The organism is Chryseobacterium aahli (assembly GCF_022699665.1).
In the GTDB taxonomy this organism is placed as follows: Bacteria; Bacteroidota; Bacteroidia; order Flavobacteriales; family Weeksellaceae; genus Chryseobacterium; species Chryseobacterium aahli.
The window spans coordinates 19,974-39,072 of record NZ_JALDNB010000015.1 but is presented as its reverse complement, the minus strand read 5'-3'; the positions used below and the strand labels follow the sequence as shown (position 1 = coordinate 39,072).

Here is a 19,099-nt window from a genome sequence, read left to right as displayed (position 1 = left end):
TTTAATTTGAAGATTATTTAATTCAAATAATTATTAGAAACAAATAAACACTTAAACATGAAAAACAAAGGTTGCCTGAGCGCCGGAACCATCGGTATTGCTCTACTTATTATCGTTGCTGTATTATTTTTCTGGGGAAAAAGCGGATACAATAAATTCGTGACGCAGGAACAGAACGTCAACACAAAATGGTCTAACGTTGAAACAGTCTATCAAAAAAGAGCCAATTTAATTCCGAATTTAGAAAGAACAGTAAAATCTTATTCAAAATTTGAGCAGGAAACACTGACGAAAGTTGTGGAAGCTCGTTCTAAAGCTACATCGATCAACATCGATCCTACAAATATGACTGAAGCTGATATGGCTAAATTCCAGGCAGCACAGGGAGAATTATCCGGTTCATTGAGCAGATTGATGGCAGTTGTTGAGTCTTATCCAAATTTAAAGGCAGATCAGCAGTTTATCAATTTCCAGAACGAGTATATTGCAATTGAGAACAGCATTCGTTTTGAAACTGTTAATTACAACAAAGCGGCGGAAAAATACAATGTTTCAATAAAAACATTCCCGAATAACATCTTGGCAAACTTCACTAATTTCAAAGAAAGACCACAGTTTAAAGCGGCTGCAGGAGCTGAAAAAGCACCAGACGTTTTCACAGAATAATGAGCCAATATCTAACAGATCAACAGATAGCTTCCCTCGTGGAAGCTATTCAGTCGGCAGAAAATCATTCTACCGGAGAAATTTGCGTACATATTGATTCTACCACCGAAAATAACAATGCAGAGATTGCTTATGAAGTTTTCAACGAATTATGTAAAGATAAAACCAAAGAAAAAAATGCGGTTCTGTTTCATATTAATTTTGAAAAGAAATACCTTACTATTATTGGTGACACTGGCATTCATGCAAAAGTACATCAATCGTATTGGGATCATCTGCACGACTTTATCACTTCAGAATTTGCAAAAGGCAATTATCACAAAGCTTTAAAAAGTGCCATTCTCGAAACCGGTCTCGAACTCAAAAAACATTTTCCGGTAACGGGAGAAAACCACAACGAACTTCCCAATGAGATTACGTTCTCTTAAAATATTATTTTCATTTATATTCCTTTGCTTGTACACTATCGTATCGGCACAATACACTATTCCTGAAAAACCTGCGGTTTTATATCCGGTGTATGATGAAGGCAATTTGCTGACGCAGCAGGAAAAAACTGAACTCAACAATAAGCTCATTAAATTTGCAGATTCTACCTCAACGGAAATTGAAGTAATCATCATTCCGTCAACCAAAGGCGAAGACATCAATTATCTCGCAACGATGTTTGGTGAAAAATGGGGAATCGGACAAAAAGATGTTGATAACGGAATTGTTTTCCTGATTGCCACTCAAGACAGAACTATGTCAATCCAGCAAGGACGGGCAGTTGAACAATATCTAACAGCATCAGTTGCCGGACAGATTTTAGATTACATCGTAACCCCAAATTTTAAACAGGGAAAATGGTATGAAGGAATCAATGGCGGAACGACGGCCATTATGGATGCGGTTCAGGGAAAGTTCAAACCGTTAACCAATCATAAAAAATCAGGCAACATAAATGTTTCAAAACTCCTCCTTATCGGATTTGTGATCTTCATTATTCTGATCTTCCTTTTCAGAAATAAAGGCGGTGGCGACGATGACGGCGATGTCATGATTAGCCGAAGAGGACGAAGAAATTACCCTGGCGGATTCTTCCCTTTCCCTTTTCCCGGCAGTTTTGGTGGTGGAGGCTTCGGCGGAGGAAGTTCCGGAGGTGGCGGCGGTTTTGGCGGCTTCGGAGGTGGCGGCAGTTTTGGAGGCGGGGGTGCGTCTGGAGGATGGTAGCAATACAAAGATGTAATTCTTAAATAAAATCGCATATTTTTCATCTCAAATTTGACTAAAATAAATGAAGAAAACACTGTTTCTATTCGCAATTACCCCATTCCTGTTTTCATGTTCTGAAAAAACATCAAATTCAAAAAATGAATTAAGTCAAACTCAAATTTTCACCGAAAGTAAAGATTCTGAATATGCTAAAGAGGAATTAGAAAACGCAAAAATCAATAATGAATTTTCTCCAACAAAAGTAATCCCCAATTCAAAAACAGCGGTAGAAATTGCCGAAAGTATTTTGTTTCCGATATATGGTAAAGACAATATTATCAAACAAAGACCTTATGATGTAAACTTCATTGATGGATATTATATTATTAACGGGACTTTTCCAAAACCAACTATTGGAGGAACTTTTCTTATAATTATCAATTCCAAAGATGGAAAAGTAATTAAGCTTACTCACGGAAAATGAATTTTAATTTAAAAATTATTAATTTCATTTTCCCTCGATTAAAATTTCATTAAACCTATCAAAACCGTTCATATTTTACTCAATTTTCATTATATTTACTGAAAACAGGTTCTATGAAGAAAACGCTGGTAGTTTTTGCGCATCCTTATCTGGAACACTCAAACTCAAACGTAGAGTTGATTAACTTCTACGTTCGTCACCAGCATTTTACCTTACGCGACCTTTACGAAGAATATCCTGATTTTCATATTGCCGCTTTTCGCGAGCGGAAAAGGTTGAAAAATTACGACCGATTTATCTTTCAGTTTCCAATTATCTGGTTCGGAATGCCACCTTTGCTGAGACTTTGGATTGACGAAGTTTTCGACAGAAATTGGCTCAACGAAGAAGAAGACAATCCTTTGGAAGGCAAAGAAGTCTACATCGTTGTAACCACCGGCGGAAAAGAAAGATCTTTCAGCAAAGAAGGAACATATGGGTACACTGTTGAAGAACTGATCAGCGGGCTGATTGTTTCGCTAAAAGTTTTCAAAGCCAACATCAAAGACATCATTATCGTCTACGAAGCAAATAAACTTTCAAAAAAAGAAATCATTTTACAAAAACAAAAATTCGCAGAACTATTAAATCAATAAGATGGAATCTACTTTAGCCATGAATACCCTGCTTTTCTTGGGCGTTGCCATTATTATGGTTCCGCTAGCGAGAAAATTGGGCTTAAGTTCAGTCATCGGCTATATTTTAGGTGGAATTATTATTGGTCCTTATGTTCTCAAACTGACAGGAAAAGACGTTAACGACATCATGCATGCCAGTGAATTTGGGGTGATTATGCTTTTATTTTTAGTCGGATTAGAATTGGAGCCCAGAAAATTCTGGGAAATGAGGAAGAAAATCTTGGGTTTAGGTCTTACCCAAACAGTTTTGACGATTTCGTTATTATTTTTAATTTTCATCACATTCGGCTGGAAAACCGATAAAGCATTCGCCATCGCAATGTGTTTTGCACTTTCCTCGACGGCCATTGTTCTTCAGACTTTACAGGAAAAAAACAATTTTAAAACCGTCGCTGGTGAAGCATCATTCTCTACCCTTTTGTTTCAGGATATTGCAGTGATTCCTATTTTGGCAATCTTGCCATTGCTGGCACATTCTAAAGCAACTCAAAACGAAAATGAAGTTCAGGTTTTAATCCAAAAACTTCCGGAATGGCTGCAGGCCGGAACGGTCATCATGGGCGTTGTCATATTAATTCTATTGGGAAGATATGTTTTCGTTCCCTTTTTAAGATATGTTTCAAAAGCGGGAATGACAGAATTATTGACTGCCTCCTCCCTTTTCTTAGTCATCGGAGTTTCAGAATTAATGGTTTCTATTGGATTATCTCCGGCATTAGGAGCTTTCTTGGCAGGTGTAATGTTGGCCAACAGTGAATTTCGGCATGAATTGGAAGCGCAGATTGATCCGTTTAAAGGATTGCTTTTGGCTGTTTTCTTTGTGAGCGTTGGTTCAACAATGAATTTTAATGTTATTACAGCTGATCCTCTGTTTATCTTTTCGACAGTTTTCGCTGTTCTAGCCGTGAAATTTACAGTTCTTTTTTCTATTGGTAAATTTTTCAAAATGGATAATCCTCAAAGTTTATTCTATGCCTTTGCACTCTCTCAGGTTGGGGAATTTGCTTTTGTATTGATTAATTATGGTTCAGATTTGTATCTTTTTGGGGAAGAATTAAATGCACAGATGATGGCAGTTACAGCGATTACCATGTGTATCACTCCATTTCTATTAATTATTAATGATAAAATAATAACACCAAGATTCATTAAAGAAATTCCTGACGAAAAAAGTGATTTTAATATTCTTGAAAACAATATTGCACAAAAGAAAATTATCATCGTTGGTTTTGGGCATTTTGGAAGCACTGTTGGACGCTTATTGAAAGCTAATAAAATTTCCGCAACCGTTCTCGACAGAGATTCTGACCGTGTGAAGTTATTGCGAGGATATGGTTTTAAAGTATATTACGGCGACGCCACGAGAATTCCCGTATTAAGAGCTGCCGGAATTGAAGATGCCGAAATTTTAATTCTTTGTCTTGATAATTCAGGTGACAACAAATTTATAGCAGAATTGGTGAGTGAACATTATCCTGATGTGAAAATATTTGTGCGGGCAAAAAACAGAATTGACGCCTACACTTATTTAAATAACGGAATCGACAATATTTACCGCGAAACTTTAGGCACAGCCGTAGATATGGCGGTTGACGTTCTTCATGAAACCGGAATGCGAAAGTATGCCGCACGTCGTCTTGGCCAGCGTTTTATGGCTATTGATAAAGCTTCTATCAGAAAACTGGCAAAGTCTGATGACGATGATGAAATCCGTTTGTTTACAACAAAAGAACTCCTCCAGAGAGAGGAGGAGCTTTTAGCTTATGATAATCTCAATTTTGATGGTAAAAATTGGGAAGGTTCTTCATCAACCGCCGAGGAAGACGATGAGGAAAAAGATTAATTATTGAATAGAAACGCTTCCACCGCTGCTTTCTTCTTTTTTCACGGTCGTTACATTTCCTTTTTTATAAACATTGACACTTCCTCCAGAAGACGCCGATCCTTCAACTGTCGAACTGGCACTTACTTCAACACTGGCACCGCTTGACGCATCAGCTTTTAGGTTTTCTACCATCACCTCTTTTGCCGAAATACTGCTTCCTGACGATGAAGTTAGGTTGGCATTTTTACTTTTACCTGAGATGGTTACTTCCCCAGCCGAAGAAGCTTCAACATTCAGATTGACCGCCCAGATATTTCCTTTAAAAGTTCCGCTGCTTCCTGCATCAATATCCATATCATTCGCTTCCAGTTTTCCTGAAATATGACCCGCACTCGAAATTTCAACATCCGTTTTATCTTGTGTAAACTGATCTCTTACGACAATAATCGCAGCAGAATTGGCTTCCAGTTTAGAGAAATCTTTGGCGTAAATTTTCGCTTTCACATTATTTGTATTCATCACTCGGAAACCCGTTTTATAATGAATATGAAGTTCGCCACCGCTGTTATCAACCAACACCTCATCGATGATATTTGCAGGTGCAGAAATCACTACTTTTTCAACATCAGATTTAATAATTTCGGCTTCAATCGCCTGAGAAACTTCAATTTCGTCAAAATTTCCGCTAAATTCTTTTTGTTTTAAAGGTCCGTGATCTTTATTGGTAACATCAGGAAGCCACTTTGATTTTTCAGATTTTTCATTACAAGCTGAAAGAACAATAAGTCCTGAAAAAAGTAAAATTGTAGAATATTTCATGGTTTGGTTTTAATTAATTTCGTTTGTATATTATTAATAACAACTAAAATATAAAAAATATTACATCTTTAAAAATAATTCATTACAAATACATTAAATGCTTATTTACAATAGGTTTTGACATTCATCTTAAACATAGATATTTAATAAAACTAAAAAATATTATTAAACAGCAATAACCAAAATAAAAGCACAAAAAATTTATCAAATAGTTTTAATATCTTTAGACTTTAATAATAAAATCACCTATGAAGATAGGCGATAGCATATATAATCTATCTATGAAAAACATTTCATCAGTATTGTTAGTTTCTGCTTTGGCTTTCAATTATTCTTGTACTACCACAATGAAAACAAACGACATAAAACAGGAAATTCCTGTCCCTGATTCTTCGCTTTCTTCCAATCCGTTTATGAAGAAAAGCAAGCTTCAATACGAAACCCCGGAATTTGATAAAATTAAAAACGAGCACTTTAAACCCGCTTTTGAATTTGGTTTAAAACAACACGATGCAGAGATTTTAAAAATCGCCAACAATTCTGAAACTGCAACTTTTGACAATACAATCGTTGCATTGGAGAAAAGCGGCGAAATTCTGAAGAGAGCTTTAATTGTTTTTTCAAACCTAACAAGTGCGAATACAAATCCTACATTACAGGCATTAGACGAAGAATATGCTCCTATTTTTGCAGCACATTCTGACAAAATGTACCTGAATGAAAATCTTTATAAAAGAATTAAATCAATCACCGAAAACGGTTTAGACTCTGAAAGCAAAAGATTATTACAGTTTTACAAACAAAACTTTGAAATTGCAGGAGCAAATCTGTCTTCGGCTGACAAAGAAAAATTAAAGCAGGTCAATCAGGAATTGGCTTCCCTCTCCACTCAATATTCCAACAAATTATTGGAAGCAAGAAAGCAAGGGGGTGTTTTCTTTTCTGAAGCAAAAGAATTAGACGGACTTTCAACCGATGAAATTGAAGCTGCTGCGAGCGATGCAAAAACTGCAGGGCAACCCGGAAAATATCTTTTAGCTTTACAAAATACTACACAGCAGCCTCTTTTGCAAAATCTTAAAAACAGAGCAACGAGAGAAAAACTGTTTAAAGCATCGTGGCAAAGAGCTGAAAAAAGCGACGGAAATGACACAAGAGAAACGATTGAAAAATTAGCCAAGCTTAGACTTAAAAAAGCTCAGATTTTAGGCAAAAAAAGTTTCGCAGAATGGAAATTACAGGATCAGATGGCAAAAAATCCTGAAGCTGCTGTAAAACTGATGAATCAAGTCGCAACTCCTGCTGTAGAAACAGCGAAACGTGAAGCAAAAGATATTCAGGATTTGATTGATCAGCAAAAAGGAGGTTTCAAAGTAGAACCTTGGGACTGGAATTTTTATGCTGAACAAGTGAGAAAAGCAAAATTCGATTTAGATGAAAACCAAATCAAACCTTATTTTGAAATCACGACCGTTTTGGAAAAAGGAGTTTTCTTCGCTGCTGAAAAATTCTACGGATTAACTTTCAAAAAGAGAACCGATCTTCCAGTGTATCATCCAGATGTTGTAACGTACGAAGTTTTCGATCATGACGGAAAATCTATCGCTATTTATTACTTAGATTTCTACACAAGAGATTCTAAAAGTGGCGGAGCATGGATGAGCAACTACGTTGAGCAATCGTATTTATTAGGAACGAAACCTGTGATTGTAAACTGCTATAATTACCAAAAACCTGCACCGGGAAAACCTTCATTAATAAGTTATGATGATGTTTCCACGATTTTCCATGAGTTTGGCCACTCTATCCACGGAATGTTTGCCAATCAGAAGTACCCATCACTTTCAGGAACCAATGTGCCGAGAGATTTTGTGGAATTCCCTTCTCAGATTAATGAGCATTGGGCTTTAGATCCTATTGTTTTGAAAAACTATGCTCTCCATTACGAAACAAAACAACCGATTCCTCAAGCTTTGGTTGATAAAATTAAAAAAGCAGCAACTTTCAATCAAGGGTATATGACGACTGAATTGGTTTCTGCTGCTGCTTTGGATATGGATTGGCATTCTGTAACAAGCGAAGGACAATTACTTTCTGTTTTAGATTTCGAAAAACAATCTTTAAATAACCACGGATTTACTTTGGCAACCGTTCCTCCAAGATATCACACTCCTTACTTCGCACACATTTGGGGTGGTGGATATTCTGCAGGATATTACGCTTATTTGTGGTCAGAAACTTTAGACAATGACGCATGGGAATGGATTTCAAAGAACGGTGGCTTGACAAGAGAAAATGGTGACCGTTTCAGAAAACATATTCTTTCTGTCGGAAATTCTGTTGATTTGAATCAGGCATTCAGAGATTTTACAGGACACGATCCGGATATCAAACCGTTGTTGAGAAGCAGAGGTTTTATTAAATAAATTTTAAAAGCATTCATTGATTTGGATGCTTTTTTTATTAGACAAATTGTACGAATTTATCTCTCGCAGATTTTGCTGATTGAGCAGATTTTTTTTTACCACAAGAATCTGTGGGATCTGTGGGAGGAATATTTTGTACCCCACAGATTTACACAGATGCTTGCATTATAATTTTTGTTATAATTTAATCTAGATCATCAGCAAAATCTTCAAGAGTCATAGATTTGTGAAATTCGTGCAAAAATATTCGTGTACATTTGTGTTTTAAAATTTCAAAAAAAATGAACTGTCCCTGCTGTTCCGGAAAAACCTACGAAGAATGCTGTAAACCTTATCACACCGGAGAAAAATTTGCTCCAACTGCCGAAGCGTTGATGCGTTCAAGATTTTCTGCGTTTGCCATTCCTAATGGAAAATATTTAATGGAAACAACTTCGCCCGGAAAAAGACAATTCCACAATACAAAAGATTTGCAGGAATGGGGAGAAATCAATGAATGGACAAAACTGGAAATTGTAGACAAACCATCTCTTACCAAAGTTGAGTTTAAAGCTTTTTACACCGATGAAGACGGACAAAAACAGGTTCATCACGAATTATCAAAATTCAAAATGATTCAAAACCGCTGGTACTATGTTTCAGGAGAATTTTTAGACTAATTATTTAACAAAAAAAATGTCCGATCAAAAATCGGACATTCATATTTTATTTTAAATGTTTCTTAGTGAGCTTCGTTTCCGTCAATGCCGTGAGCGTGACCATGAGACAATTCTTCTTCAGTTGCAGGACGAGTATTTAAAATTTCAACCTGGAAATCTAAAACTTTCCCAGCCATTGGATGGTTAAGGTCTGCAATCACAACCTCAGGAGTTACTTCTACCACAAAAGCCTGGAAATTATTTCCTTCGTTATCAGTTAGAGGTAAAATCGCTCCCACTGGCGGAAGTCCACCTTCACCGAACATATCGATTGGCAATTGTGCAATAGCATCTTCTTGTTTTTCACCGTAAGCTTCTTCCGGCTGAATCACAAAAGCAGCAGTATCACCAGCTTTCAAACCGTGGATATTTTGTTCAAATTTAGGAATCATCATTCCCAAACCATATAAAAATGTAAGCGGATTTTCTGCAGTTGTTTCTTCTACAAGGATTTTGCTTCCGTCCTCTTCGATAGTGTGAAGAATATACTTTACAGCTACCACATGATTGTTATCAATAGTCATATTTCTTTTTTTGCGTGATTTTTTTCACGATTAAACGGCACAAATATACTGTTTTTGAAAGAATTGATTCATTAAATATCCGTAAAGAATCATCTTCGACATACTACTTTTTGTTTTTTGATTCTTCCTTTTTTTTCTGTCTCAAAACATACAGATACAGGCTTTCAACTTTCGTTCTGGCCCAATCTGTCTTTCTCAAAAACTTCAGTGACGAATTGATACTCGGGTTATCTGTAAAACATTTGATGTTGATCTGCTTTCCCAACTCCTCAAAGCCTTGATAATATTCTACCAATTCTTCGAGAATGGCATCGAGGCGTTTTCCGTGTAAAGGATTTTTTGATTGCTGTTCCATGCTGTAAAAATAGAAATAAAATTGTATTTCGTTATAAACAGGACTGTTTTAACTTAATGTAAATCGCATTTAGTTACAAACAAGGTTGAAACAAACCAACTGCAACTGCATTTTGTTACAAACAGGGTTGTTTTAAACAAAAGTATTTTGCATTTGATTACAAACAATATTAAAACAAACCAATTGCAATTGCATTTGGTCACAAACAGCAGTGTTTTAAACAAAAGTATTCCGCATTTGATTACAAACAACTTGAAACAAACCAACTGCAACTGCATTTTGTTACAAACAGGGCTGTTTTAAACAAAATACGCCTCCGGAACTTACAAACTAGGTTGTTTTAAACAAACGTAGACCTACAGCAGTTCCAAACAGGTTGTTTTGAACTACCGGAGATTTTATTCTATTCTCGAAATAGTTAAATAAAAATTCTTTTTGAATAAAAAAACTGTAGAATTAAATATTGAAATACCATCTGAAACAAAGTTTTCTCTACAGAATAGATTAATTTAGCAATACCAATTTTAAAGTAAAATTTACCTAAATAAAGTTGAGATGAGTAGAAATACAGATGCAAATAAAAAAACATACAATAAGATAATCGCTAACAAAAAGCGAAAAATTCAGGAAGCTGAACTGAAAAGAAAAAACCGTTTGAAGGAAATGCGCGAAAATAGAAAAGAAAAATCAGCCGAAGATCAACAAAACGAAGATTAACGATGAAAATACTTCACACCGCCGATTGGCACTTGGGTAAGCGTCTCGACCGTTTTTCAAGGTTGGAAGAACAGGTCTTGGTGATGAACGAAATTGTTCAGATTGCTGATGAACAAAATGTTGATCTGGTTTTGGTTGCCGGAGATTTATTCGATAATTTCAATCCGAGTGTAGAAGCCACAGAACTTTTTTATAAAACGTTAAAACGTTTATCATTAAACGGAAAACGTCCTGTCATCTCTATTTCCGGAAATCACGATTCTCCGAGTCTGATCGACGCTCCTGATCCTTTAGCCCGTGAATGCGGAATTATTTTAATTGGATATCCAAAAGCTGCCATCAATCCTTTTGAATTGGAGCATTTTAAAATATCAAATACAGCAGCAGGTTTTATCGAATTGGAATTTAAAAACCAAAATTTCCCTGTCAGAATTTTGCATACACCTTATGCAAATGAAGTTCGTTTAAAAGAATATTTCGGAGAAAATAAGGAGGAAGAACTCAACAATGTTCTGAGAGAAAACTGGAAGCAAACTGCCGATAAATTCTGTGACGAAAAGGGAGTCAATCTTTTGATGACTCATTTGTATATGAACAAAAAAGGCGCTCCGATTTTGGAAGAACCCGAAGGCGAAAAACCCATAAAAATAGGAAATGCAGACCTTGTTTTTTCAGATATTATTCCACATCAGATTCAATATACGGCTTTGGGACATTTGCATGGTTTTCAAAATATAGGGACAGAAGAAAAACCTGTGGTGTATTCGTCCTCTCCACTCTGCTACGGCTTTAGCGAAGCCGGACAAACGAAATACGTTTCCATTATTGAAGCTGAACCTAATAAGCCGGTTACCTTTGAGAAAATCGCTTTACAAAACGGTAAACAACTCGTCAGAAAAACATTTGATTCCATTGAAAATACGATTGAATGGCTGAATGAAAATCCAAATACCTTAGTTGAACTCACTCTGGAAAGCGAAACGTTTTTAAAAGCCGATGAAAGAAAACTCATTTATCAATCTCATTCCGGCATTGTGCATTTGATTCCGAAAGTTAAAAATCAGGATTTTAACGAAAATCAGCTTCGTGACATTAATTTAAATCAGGATATTCAGGCATTGTTTAAGGATTATTTTAAATCTAAAAATAACGGACAGGAAGTCAATGAAGAACTCATCAATTTGTTTAACGAAATTCTAAATCCGTAAAAATGATTCCAATTCAATTGACTTTAGAAGGTCTTTATTCTTATCAGGAACGCCAGAAAATTAATTTTAAAAATCTTACAGAAGCTGGTTTATTTGGAATTTTCGGTTCGGTAGGTTCCGGGAAATCTTCTATTCTGGAAGCCATTTCTTTTGCATTATACGGCGAAACAGAACGTCTCAACGCAAGAGACAAACGTGCTTACAATATGATGAATTTGAAATCAAACAAATCGTATATTGAGTTTGATTTTATTAATTATGAGAATAAAAAATTCCGGGCGACGAGAGAATTCCGACGTAATTCTAAAAATTTCGAAGATGTAAAAACGCCCACGGTAACCTTTTACGAATGGAAAAATGAAAGCTGGATTCCTTTGGAACATTCCAATGCGGAAAAAATAATTGGATTGAGTTATGCGAATTTTAAGCGAACTATCATCATTCCGCAAGGTCAGTTTAAAGAGTTTTTAGAGCTTGGCGCGGCAGACCGCACGAATATGATGAAGGAAATCTTCAGTCTGCAGCGTTTTGATTTACAAAATAATGTTTCAGCTTTACATGCAAAAAATAAATCAGAACTCGATCAGCTGGAAGGTCAACTGAAAGGTTTTGAGGAAGTGAATGAAGAGCAAATTTTAGTTCAAAAAGAAAACTTAAAAACTGAACAGCAAAAATTTGAAGAGGTAAAAATTCAATTTAAAAATATTGAAGAAAAATATCAGCAGCTTAAAAATTTAAAAACAGATTTTGAATCGCTGAAACAGAAAAAAACAGATTTTGAAAAACTTAGTATTCAAAAAACAAATATTGATGAATTAGAAACTAAAACTGAACTTTTTGATAGAGTTTTCAGAATCTTCACACCGATTATTACTGAAAAAAATAAGCTTCAGAAAGAAATTTCAGAGCAGTTTAAAAATAAAGAACATCAGTATAAAAATTTACAGGAAACTGAAGTAAAGTTTGAAAACATTAAAAATAAGCTTTTGGCAATTCAACCAAAATATGAAGCTTTACATCAATCAAAAATTCAGGAGAATGATTTAAGTCTGATTCTGCAAATGCTGACATTTTCGGACGAAATTGAAACTCTAAAGGAAAGAACAAAAAAAGGCTCAGAAAAAGTAAAAGAAGTCGAAGAAAATCAAAAATTAATTCAGCAAAAAGCCCAGGAACTTTCTAAACAAATTGATTTATTAAAGCCTAAAAAGTTAGATTCTAATTTACTTTTAAATGTGGGAAACTGGTTTTCGGAAAAGAAAAAATTAGAAGAATTTTTAAAAAGTCAGGTTGAAAAAATCGATACAAAAAAAGTTGAAACCGGAAGAATTTCAGAGGAATTAAAACCTTTTGAAATCAATTCTGAAACCTTTAAAAATGATTTTAAAACTCAGGCTGAAGTTTTAGAAACTCAGAAAAAAGCACTTTCTGAAAAGCGAAATCATCTTGAAGTTCAGCAGAAATTAGCACATTTTGCCAGTGAACTTCACGACGGAGAATCTTGTCCGCTTTGTGGTGCTTTGGAACATCCAAATATTGTAGAATTTGACGATGTAAATTTAGAACTAAACGAGATTCAGAAAAAAATTGAACAGATTGAAACTCAAAAAGATCAAATTCAAAAACAATCTTTAGAAATTGAAAAAATACTTAACCGAAAAAAGATTTTTGAGGAACAATTGAAATCGGAAGAAGAGATTGTAAAGCAAATTCAAATCAACATTGAAGAACATTTAAAAAGCTTTAGCTGGACGGAATTTAATGCTGAAAATCAAAATGATTTTGAAGAAAAACGTCAGCAATCTTTCTCAATTGAAAAACAAATCGATGAACTCAATCAAAAAATCGGGTTGGAGCAAAAAAACCTTGATAAGGAAAGAGAAAATCTTGACAATTATAATAAGGCTTTAGAAAAATTTAGGCTTGATGAGGCGAAAAAAGCAGAGCAGATCAAAACAAACGAAGCTAATTTAAAAGCTTTGCAATGGATTGATTATAGAGAAAAACCAATCATTGATGTTGAAGAAATTCACATTAAACTTTCACAATCTAATCTCGAAACAGAAAATAATTATCAGCAACTAATCAAAGAAGAGAAAGAAATTTCGCCAAAGTTAGCCGAGCAAAAAACAATTGTCGATCAATTGGAAAAACGAATTTCTGAATTGGAAAAAGAAATTTCACACAATGAAAATATTTTAACGAAATCCTTAGTTGATAACAATTTCAATAACGAAAATACTGTTAAAAATATTCTACTGCAGGAAATTAATGTTTCAGACACGAGAAATGTTATTCAACAATTCAGAATTCAATTTGAAATTGTAAAAAATGATATCCTTAATCTGGAAACCAAACTCAAAGATTTTTCATTTGATGAAGAACAGTTTACAGAAACTGAAAATCAGTTTAAAACTTTTGAAAATGATTTAAAAAATGCAAATGATTGTGTAGTAAAAATTACAACAGAAATTGAAAGACTAGAAAAAGAATTCAAGAAAAAAGAAAGTCTTTTAAAAGATTTAGCACAGCTACAAAAACGCTCAGAAAATCTGAAAATAATGACCAATCTCTTTAAGGGAGCAGGTTTTGTGCAGTATGTTTCTTCTATTTATCTTCGTCAGTTATGCGACCATGCCAACGTGCGTTTCCATCGAATGACAAGAAATCAACTAAGTTTACAGTTGAACGAAAGCAATGATTTTGAAATCGTAGATTACCTGAATGAAGGCCGAAGCCGAAGTGTAAAAACACTTTCAGGCGGACAGGCTTTTCAGGTTTCACTAAGTCTTGCGTTGGCTTTGGCAGAAAGTGTACAGACAAATGCACAATCGGAGAAAAATTTCTTTTTCATCGACGAAGGTTTCGGAACTCAGGATGTAGAATCTGTGAATATTGTCTTTGAAACACTGATGAATCTGCAGAAAGAGAACCGAATTGTGGGAATTATTTCTCATGTGGAAGAGCTGAAAGAGAAAATTCCGGTTTCACTACATATTACGAAAGATGAGGAAAGGGGAAGCTTGATTGAGATTGTGTAACAAAAAACCCTTTCGGCGTTTGAAATGCTGAAAGGGTTAGCTTTAGTATCTTATATATTATCTTACTTTTGGGGCAACTTTTTCGCCAAACAATTCAATAGATTTCATCATGATATCGTGAGCAGGATCTCCTACATCCATGTGACCGATAAATCTTGTAATCCCGAAAATTTCTTTCATGTAGTTTATTTTATCAGCAACATGATCTGCATTCCCAATAAATAAAGCACCTTCTCTGGCTTTTCCACCATCGTACTGCATTTTTGTGTACGGTGCCCAGCCTCGGGATTTTCCTATTCTGTCCATCTGAGATTTGTAAGTGTCGAAATATCCTTCAATCACATTTTCATCTTCACTTACAAAAGTATGAGAATGAATGGCAATCTGCATTTCAGATTCATCATGACCTGCTTTACGGTATTCCTGCTTATAAAATTCGATTAGATTTTTAAACTGAATCGGCATTCCGCCAATGATTGCCACAACTAAAGGCATTCCCAATTGTGCCGCACTTAAAACAGATTGTGGAGTTCCGCCAACGGCTCTCCAGATCGGAAGTTTTCCGTTATTTTTCGCTCTTGGATAAACGGTTTGATTCTGCATTGGCGCACGCAATTTTCCCGACCACGAAACGTTTTCTTCCGAATTTATTTTTAATAATAATTCTAATTTTTCGTCAAACAACTCTTCGTAATCATTTAAAGAATACCCATATAATGGGAAAGATTCGATGAAACTTCCACGGCCTACATATATTTCAGCTCTTCCGTCTGAGATTAAATCTAAGGTTGAAAAATCTTCATATACTTTTACTGGTTCGGACGAACTTAGAACTGTTACACCACTCGCCAATTTTATATTTTTTGTAATACTTGCTGCAGCAGCCAAAACGATTTCGGGTGAAGAAACTGCGTAATCTGCTCGATGATGCTCTCCCATTGCGAAGACATCGATTCCTACCTCATCCATTAATTTTACCTGCTCAAGAATTTCTCTTATTTTGATTCCCGCATCTCTATATTTTCCGGTGGTCTGGTCAAATGCTAAGTCGCCAAACATTCCTATTCCTAATTCCATATTGTTGATATTTATAAGACAAAATTAGGGTAATGAATGATTAAAAACGTTGATGTTTGGTAAGAAAGAGATGGATGAAATTGAGCCTAAATTATTTTTTAAGCTTTAAAAATTGTTTCTCAAAAAGATGGTATGAAAGAAAGGAAAGAAACACAGTTGTAATAAACGACAGAATTATAATTGTGTACCAATTTAGAGTATAATTGCTTCCTATTTTATTAAAGAAATTGATACAAATAGTGTGAATGAGATATAATCCGTAAGTATATTTCCCAAGCCAAGCCAAAATACTTTGGTCTGATATTTTGAATGCATTTTTTTCGCCAAGGGTAAATAGGATGAGAACCGAGAAAAGTATTCCGAAAATGACAGAATTTAATTTTGCTTCCAAAGATATCAAATGGTTTGATATTAAAGCAATTATTAAAAGTACAAACATTGAAAAACAGTATTTATAAATAGCAGGTATCTGTTCTACTTTGCTAATGAAATCTTTGTGGAAAACAAACAAATATGCCGGTATCGCCCCGAATGCAAACATATCTATGTTAGTAAGAATATCTGTAGTAGAAATATCATAAATACTGTATATTATTTTAAAAACAAAGCTTGTTGCAACACTTATTATGATAAGTTTCGGAATATTTTTAAGCGAAATAAAATAGAATACCAAACCCCAAATAATGTAAAAATGCTCCTCAATGCACAATGACCACATTACCCGCAGTGGCGAGACATTCGGGAAGTTATTTTTATACATCATCACATAATTCTCTAAAAAAGTAAGGGTGAAGAACCAGTTGGGTTCGTAACCTTCGTTGGACGATGGGAGATGTAAAAATTTAATGATAAAAGGTGTGCAAAAAGCAAAAAGAACCATGGCATAATAAAGTGGCCAGATTCTTAAAATCCTTCTTTTAAAAAATTTTTTCAGAGGAACCCTGTTATTGTTGTTAAGCTTTTCAAGAATCAGAATATATGTGATTAAAAAGCCACTCAAAACAAAGAAAAAGGAAACACCAATCCCTCCTGCCCTTGAAAAATAATGTAGAAAATTTTCTTCTGGCATGAGGGAATGATGTAAGAAAACTAATAAAAAAGATAGAAATCTTAACGAATCAAAAGTATGAAAGTGTACTCTATCTGTTTTTATAAAGTTCATATTATGCTATATCGAGAAGTTTATTTCTTCAGATTCTGATCAAAATAATCAGTCACTTTCTGCATCAGATGTACTCTGTCTTTTCCGATCACGTTGTGCGGATGTCCTGGATATACGAAATAATCTAACTGTACTCCGTTATCAACCGCAGACTTGATGAACTTCATCGAATGTTGCCAAACTACTACATCGTCCTGCGCACCGTGAATCATCAGTAGTTTCCCTTTTAAATTCTGAACCTTATCCAAAAGATTAGAAGCAGCATATCCTTGAGGGTTTTCCTGTGGAGAATCCATATATCTTTCGCCATACATAATTTCGTACATGCTCCAGTCGATTACCGGACCACCCGCAACACCGACCTTGAAAACATCAGGCTGACGAAGCATAAAACTTGTCGTCATGAAACCACCAAAGCTCCATCCGTGAATCCCTAATCTCTCAGAATCTACGTAAGGAAGTGATTTTAGATATTTTACACCCTGCAACTGATCGTTCATCTCAGTTGTTCCAAGATTTCTGAAAACTGCCTGCTCAAATTTCATCCCACGGTTTGAAGAACCCCTACCATCCATAGTGAAAATAATGTAGCCGTTTTGTGCCATGTATTCGTACCAAAGATTTCCTGAAGCCGGAAAACTGTTGGTAATCAACTGCAAATGTGGACCATTGTACAGATAAACGATAACAGGGTATTTTTTATTAGGATCAAAATTGGTCGGAAGAATGATTTTTCCGTACAGTAAAGTTCCGTCATCAGCTTTTAGATTGATATTTTTAATTTCAGGACGCTGGTAGTTTTTCAACGGATTTTCTGAGGTCAGAAGATTCGTTGATTTTAATGTCGTCGTATTGATGATATTCGCAACTCTCGGTGTATTTGTATTGCTGTAAGAGTCAAACAAATGATTTCCGTCGCTGCTCAAAACTGCCGTGTGCATTCCTTCTGCATTATCTAATTTCTGCGTCTTGAAAGTCGCCCAGTTGATTCTGTATAAATGTCTTTCGGTAGGACTTTCCTGAGTAGAAACATAATAGATTTCTTTTTTCTTTTCATTAAAGCCTAAAATATCGGTAACCAGCCAATCTCCCTTTGTCATTTGAGCAATCAAACCTTTTTCTAAACTGTAATGGAATAAGTGATTGTAACCCGTTCTCTGACTTTGCCAGATAAAATCGGTATTAGAATTTGGGAAGAATATTAAAGGATGCTGTGGCTCTACATATTTGCTGTCGGTTTCTTCGAATAAAGTTTTCACCAAATTTCCAGTCACAGCGTCGTACTGATTCATTTTTAAATGATTTTGACCTCTGTTGAGAACTCCCACAAATATAAATTTAGAATCCGGACTCCAGGTAATTGCGGTTAGATATTGATCTTTTTCACCTTCAATTTTCAGGAAAGTCGTTGATTCATTTTTAATATTATACACTCCAAGCGTTACTTCGTGAGAAGTTTTTCCTGCCATTGGATATTTGATGTTCGTATTTACCGCCGGAGTTACAGACCAGTCGATAATTGGATAATCTGCAACCATCGTCTGATCCATTCTGTAAAACGCAACATTTTCAGAATTTGGAGAAGGGAAAATTCCGCTGTCGATTCCGAATTCGTTTCTGTGGACATTAGAAGCTCCGTTTAGGATATTTTCGTTGGTATCATTCGTTACCGCAACTTCTTTTCCGTTTTTGTTAATGAATAAATTATTGCCTTTTGTATAGACTAAAGTCTGATTATCAGCAAGCGTTTTCATAGTAGAAGGATTATCTCCCAATGCTGCAGAACGCTTTACTTTCCAGTCGTTTCCTGATTTCTCCACCCAATACATCTGATTGTTGGCTGAGAAATAAGCGTTTGAATTACTCGTGAACTTTACCGGTGGAAGACCTTTCAGCTTTTTGTCTGCGAAACTTTTATTTAATTGATATAAAGAAATCAAAGTATCTTGTTTGCTGGTTTTCAGATCTGTCAACAGATATCCGCCTTTCACTGCCTGAATGTATGATTTGTTATCAGCAGACCATGAAAACTGGGAGATGTTTTTTACCGCCAGATTGCTTCGCATTCCGTTGACGGCTTCTGCCATGGTAAACTTTTGGGTCTGTGCAAAAGCAGTTCCGCCCAAAACAACCATCAATAAAGAAAATTTATGTAATTGCATTGTATAAAATTGAATCTGTCAAAAGTAAGAAATAAAACCCAACCGTTAAAAAATGTTAAAATAA

The 19,099-nt window shown here is 35.2% G+C and carries 17 protein-coding genes; 11 read left to right on the top strand and 6 right to left on the bottom strand.

Translation table 11 applies throughout. The features are described 5' to 3' along the window. Positions 1 to 57: 57 nt before the first annotated feature. From MQX03_RS18860 to MQX03_RS18835, 6 genes are all read left to right on the top strand, one after another. Positions 58 to 666 carry a LemA family protein gene (locus tag MQX03_RS18860; protein WP_242804967.1) on the top strand — a complete coding sequence of 203 codons (609 nt, stop codon included), beginning with the start codon at positions 58 to 60 and terminating at the stop codon, positions 664 to 666. Then, on the top strand, positions 666 to 1,094 hold the full coding sequence (locus MQX03_RS18855; protein ID WP_242804965.1) for a TPM domain-containing protein: 429 nt from the start codon (positions 666 to 668) through the stop codon (positions 1,092 to 1,094). Before MQX03_RS18860 ends, MQX03_RS18855 begins: the two co-directional genes overlap by 1 nt. Next, on the top strand, positions 1,075 to 1,878 hold the full coding sequence (locus MQX03_RS18850; protein ID WP_242804963.1) for a TPM domain-containing protein: 804 nt from the start codon (positions 1,075 to 1,077) through the stop codon (positions 1,876 to 1,878). Before MQX03_RS18855 ends, MQX03_RS18850 begins: the two co-directional genes overlap by 20 nt. Before the next feature lie 64 nt (positions 1,879 to 1,942). Beyond that, a complete protein-coding gene (locus MQX03_RS18845; protein ID WP_242804961.1) occupies positions 1,943 to 2,344 on the top strand; it encodes an NTF2 fold immunity protein in 402 nt (133 codons plus the stop codon). A 113-nt stretch (positions 2,345 to 2,457) separates the two neighbouring features. After that, entirely contained in the window at positions 2,458 to 2,979 is a 522-nt protein-coding gene (locus MQX03_RS18840; protein ID WP_242804959.1) for an NAD(P)H-dependent oxidoreductase, read from the top strand. A gap of 1 nt (position 2,980) precedes the next feature. Further along, positions 2,981 to 4,864 carry a monovalent cation:proton antiporter-2 (CPA2) family protein gene (locus MQX03_RS18835; RefSeq protein ID WP_242804957.1) on the top strand — a complete coding sequence of 628 codons (1,884 nt, stop codon included), beginning with the start codon at positions 2,981 to 2,983 and terminating at the stop codon, positions 4,862 to 4,864. On the opposite strand, the gene MQX03_RS18830 is transcribed toward MQX03_RS18835, so the two are convergent. After that, entirely contained in the window at positions 4,865 to 5,665 is an 801-nt protein-coding gene (locus MQX03_RS18830) for a head GIN domain-containing protein (protein ID WP_242804955.1), read from the bottom strand. Positions 5,666 to 5,946: 281 nt separating this feature from the next. Here MQX03_RS18830 and MQX03_RS18825 point away from each other — a divergent pair, with 281 nt between their 5' ends. Continuing rightward, positions 5,947 to 8,091: a M3 family metallopeptidase gene (locus MQX03_RS18825; protein WP_242804952.1), complete on the top strand. Its 2,145-nt coding sequence runs from the start codon at positions 5,947 to 5,949 to the stop codon at positions 8,089 to 8,091. A 281-nt stretch (positions 8,092 to 8,372) separates the two neighbouring features. After that, positions 8,373 to 8,750, top strand: coding sequence for a YchJ family protein (locus MQX03_RS18820; protein WP_242804950.1), 378 nt, complete (start codon positions 8,373 to 8,375; stop codon positions 8,748 to 8,750). A 62-nt stretch (positions 8,751 to 8,812) separates the two neighbouring features. Here the strand turns inward: MQX03_RS18820 and MQX03_RS18815 are convergent, their stop codons facing one another. Continuing rightward, positions 8,813 to 9,313: an FKBP-type peptidyl-prolyl cis-trans isomerase gene (locus MQX03_RS18815; RefSeq protein ID WP_129536061.1), complete on the bottom strand. Its 501-nt coding sequence runs from the start codon at positions 9,311 to 9,313 to the stop codon at positions 8,813 to 8,815. 103 nt (positions 9,314 to 9,416) lie between these two features. Beyond that, positions 9,417 to 9,668, bottom strand: coding sequence for a VF530 family protein (locus MQX03_RS18810; RefSeq protein WP_242804948.1), 252 nt, complete (start codon positions 9,666 to 9,668; stop codon positions 9,417 to 9,419). 555 nt (positions 9,669 to 10,223) lie between these two features. On the opposite strand from MQX03_RS18810, the gene MQX03_RS18805 reads away from it, so the two are divergent. The 3 genes from MQX03_RS18805 to MQX03_RS18795 are packed head-to-tail and all read left to right on the top strand — an operon-like array spanning position 10,224 to position 14,634. Continuing rightward, a complete protein-coding gene (locus MQX03_RS18805) occupies positions 10,224 to 10,385 on the top strand; it encodes a hypothetical protein (protein ID WP_242804946.1) in 162 nt (53 codons plus the stop codon). A gap of 2 nt (positions 10,386 to 10,387) precedes the next feature. Next, on the top strand, positions 10,388 to 11,593 hold the full coding sequence (gene sbcD, locus MQX03_RS18800; protein ID WP_242804943.1) for a metallophosphoesterase family protein: 1,206 nt from the start codon (positions 10,388 to 10,390) through the stop codon (positions 11,591 to 11,593). Between the two features lie 2 nt (positions 11,594 to 11,595). Then, positions 11,596 to 14,634 (top strand): AAA family ATPase, encoded by a 3,039-nt coding sequence (locus MQX03_RS18795; protein ID WP_242804941.1) that lies wholly within the window; start codon positions 11,596 to 11,598, stop codon positions 14,632 to 14,634. Positions 14,635 to 14,691: 57 nt separating this feature from the next. Here the strand turns inward: MQX03_RS18795 and MQX03_RS18790 are convergent, their stop codons facing one another. From MQX03_RS18790 to MQX03_RS18780, 3 genes are all read right to left on the bottom strand, one after another. Next, a complete protein-coding gene (locus MQX03_RS18790) occupies positions 14,692 to 15,711 on the bottom strand; it encodes an LLM class flavin-dependent oxidoreductase (RefSeq protein WP_242804939.1) in 1,020 nt (339 codons plus the stop codon). A gap of 91 nt (positions 15,712 to 15,802) precedes the next feature. Then, complete coding sequence (locus tag MQX03_RS18785) at positions 15,803 to 16,873, bottom strand: acyltransferase family protein (protein WP_262916953.1); 1,071 nt, start codon at positions 16,871 to 16,873, stop codon at positions 15,803 to 15,805. Between the two features lie 20 nt (positions 16,874 to 16,893). Beyond that, on the bottom strand, positions 16,894 to 19,035 hold the full coding sequence (locus tag MQX03_RS18780; protein ID WP_242804935.1) for a S9 family peptidase: 2,142 nt from the start codon (positions 19,033 to 19,035) through the stop codon (positions 16,894 to 16,896). Positions 19,036 to 19,099 lie beyond the last annotated feature (64 nt).

Excerpts from the sequence above, each read along its gene's own strand:
- MQX03_RS18860 (WP_242804967.1), top strand. The coding sequence starts at position 58 with ATGAAAAACAAAGGTTGCCTGAGCGCCGGAACCATCGGTATTGCTCTA.
- MQX03_RS18805 (WP_242804946.1), top strand. The coding sequence starts at position 10,224 with ATGAGTAGAAATACAGATGCAAATAAAAAAACATACAATAAGATAATC.
- MQX03_RS18840 (WP_242804959.1), top strand. The coding sequence starts at position 2,458 with ATGAAGAAAACGCTGGTAGTTTTTGCGCATCCTTATCTGGAACACTCA.
- MQX03_RS18820 (WP_242804950.1), top strand. The coding sequence starts at position 8,373 with ATGAACTGTCCCTGCTGTTCCGGAAAAACCTACGAAGAATGCTGTAAA.
- sbcD (WP_242804943.1), top strand. The coding sequence starts at position 10,388 with ATGAAAATACTTCACACCGCCGATTGGCACTTGGGTAAGCGTCTCGAC.
- MQX03_RS18835 (WP_242804957.1), top strand. The coding sequence starts at position 2,981 with ATGGAATCTACTTTAGCCATGAATACCCTGCTTTTCTTGGGCGTTGCC.
- MQX03_RS18810 (WP_242804948.1), bottom strand. The coding sequence starts at position 9,668 with ATGGAACAGCAATCAAAAAATCCTTTACACGGAAAACGCCTCGATGCC.
- MQX03_RS18850 (WP_242804963.1), top strand. The coding sequence starts at position 1,075 with ATGAGATTACGTTCTCTTAAAATATTATTTTCATTTATATTCCTTTGC.
- MQX03_RS18815 (WP_129536061.1), bottom strand. The coding sequence starts at position 9,313 with ATGACTATTGATAACAATCATGTGGTAGCTGTAAAGTATATTCTTCAC.
- MQX03_RS18780 (WP_242804935.1), bottom strand. The coding sequence starts at position 19,035 with ATGCAATTACATAAATTTTCTTTATTGATGGTTGTTTTGGGCGGAACT.
- MQX03_RS18825 (WP_242804952.1), top strand. The coding sequence starts at position 5,947 with ATGAAAAACATTTCATCAGTATTGTTAGTTTCTGCTTTGGCTTTCAAT.
- MQX03_RS18830 (WP_242804955.1), bottom strand. The coding sequence starts at position 5,665 with ATGAAATATTCTACAATTTTACTTTTTTCAGGACTTATTGTTCTTTCA.
- MQX03_RS18790 (WP_242804939.1), bottom strand. The coding sequence starts at position 15,711 with ATGGAATTAGGAATAGGAATGTTTGGCGACTTAGCATTTGACCAGACC.
- MQX03_RS18855 (WP_242804965.1), top strand. The coding sequence starts at position 666 with ATGAGCCAATATCTAACAGATCAACAGATAGCTTCCCTCGTGGAAGCT.
- MQX03_RS18795 (WP_242804941.1), top strand. The coding sequence starts at position 11,596 with ATGATTCCAATTCAATTGACTTTAGAAGGTCTTTATTCTTATCAGGAA.
- MQX03_RS18845 (WP_242804961.1), top strand. The coding sequence starts at position 1,943 with ATGAAGAAAACACTGTTTCTATTCGCAATTACCCCATTCCTGTTTTCA.
- MQX03_RS18785 (WP_262916953.1), bottom strand. The coding sequence starts at position 16,873 with ATGAACTTTATAAAAACAGATAGAGTACACTTTCATACTTTTGATTCG.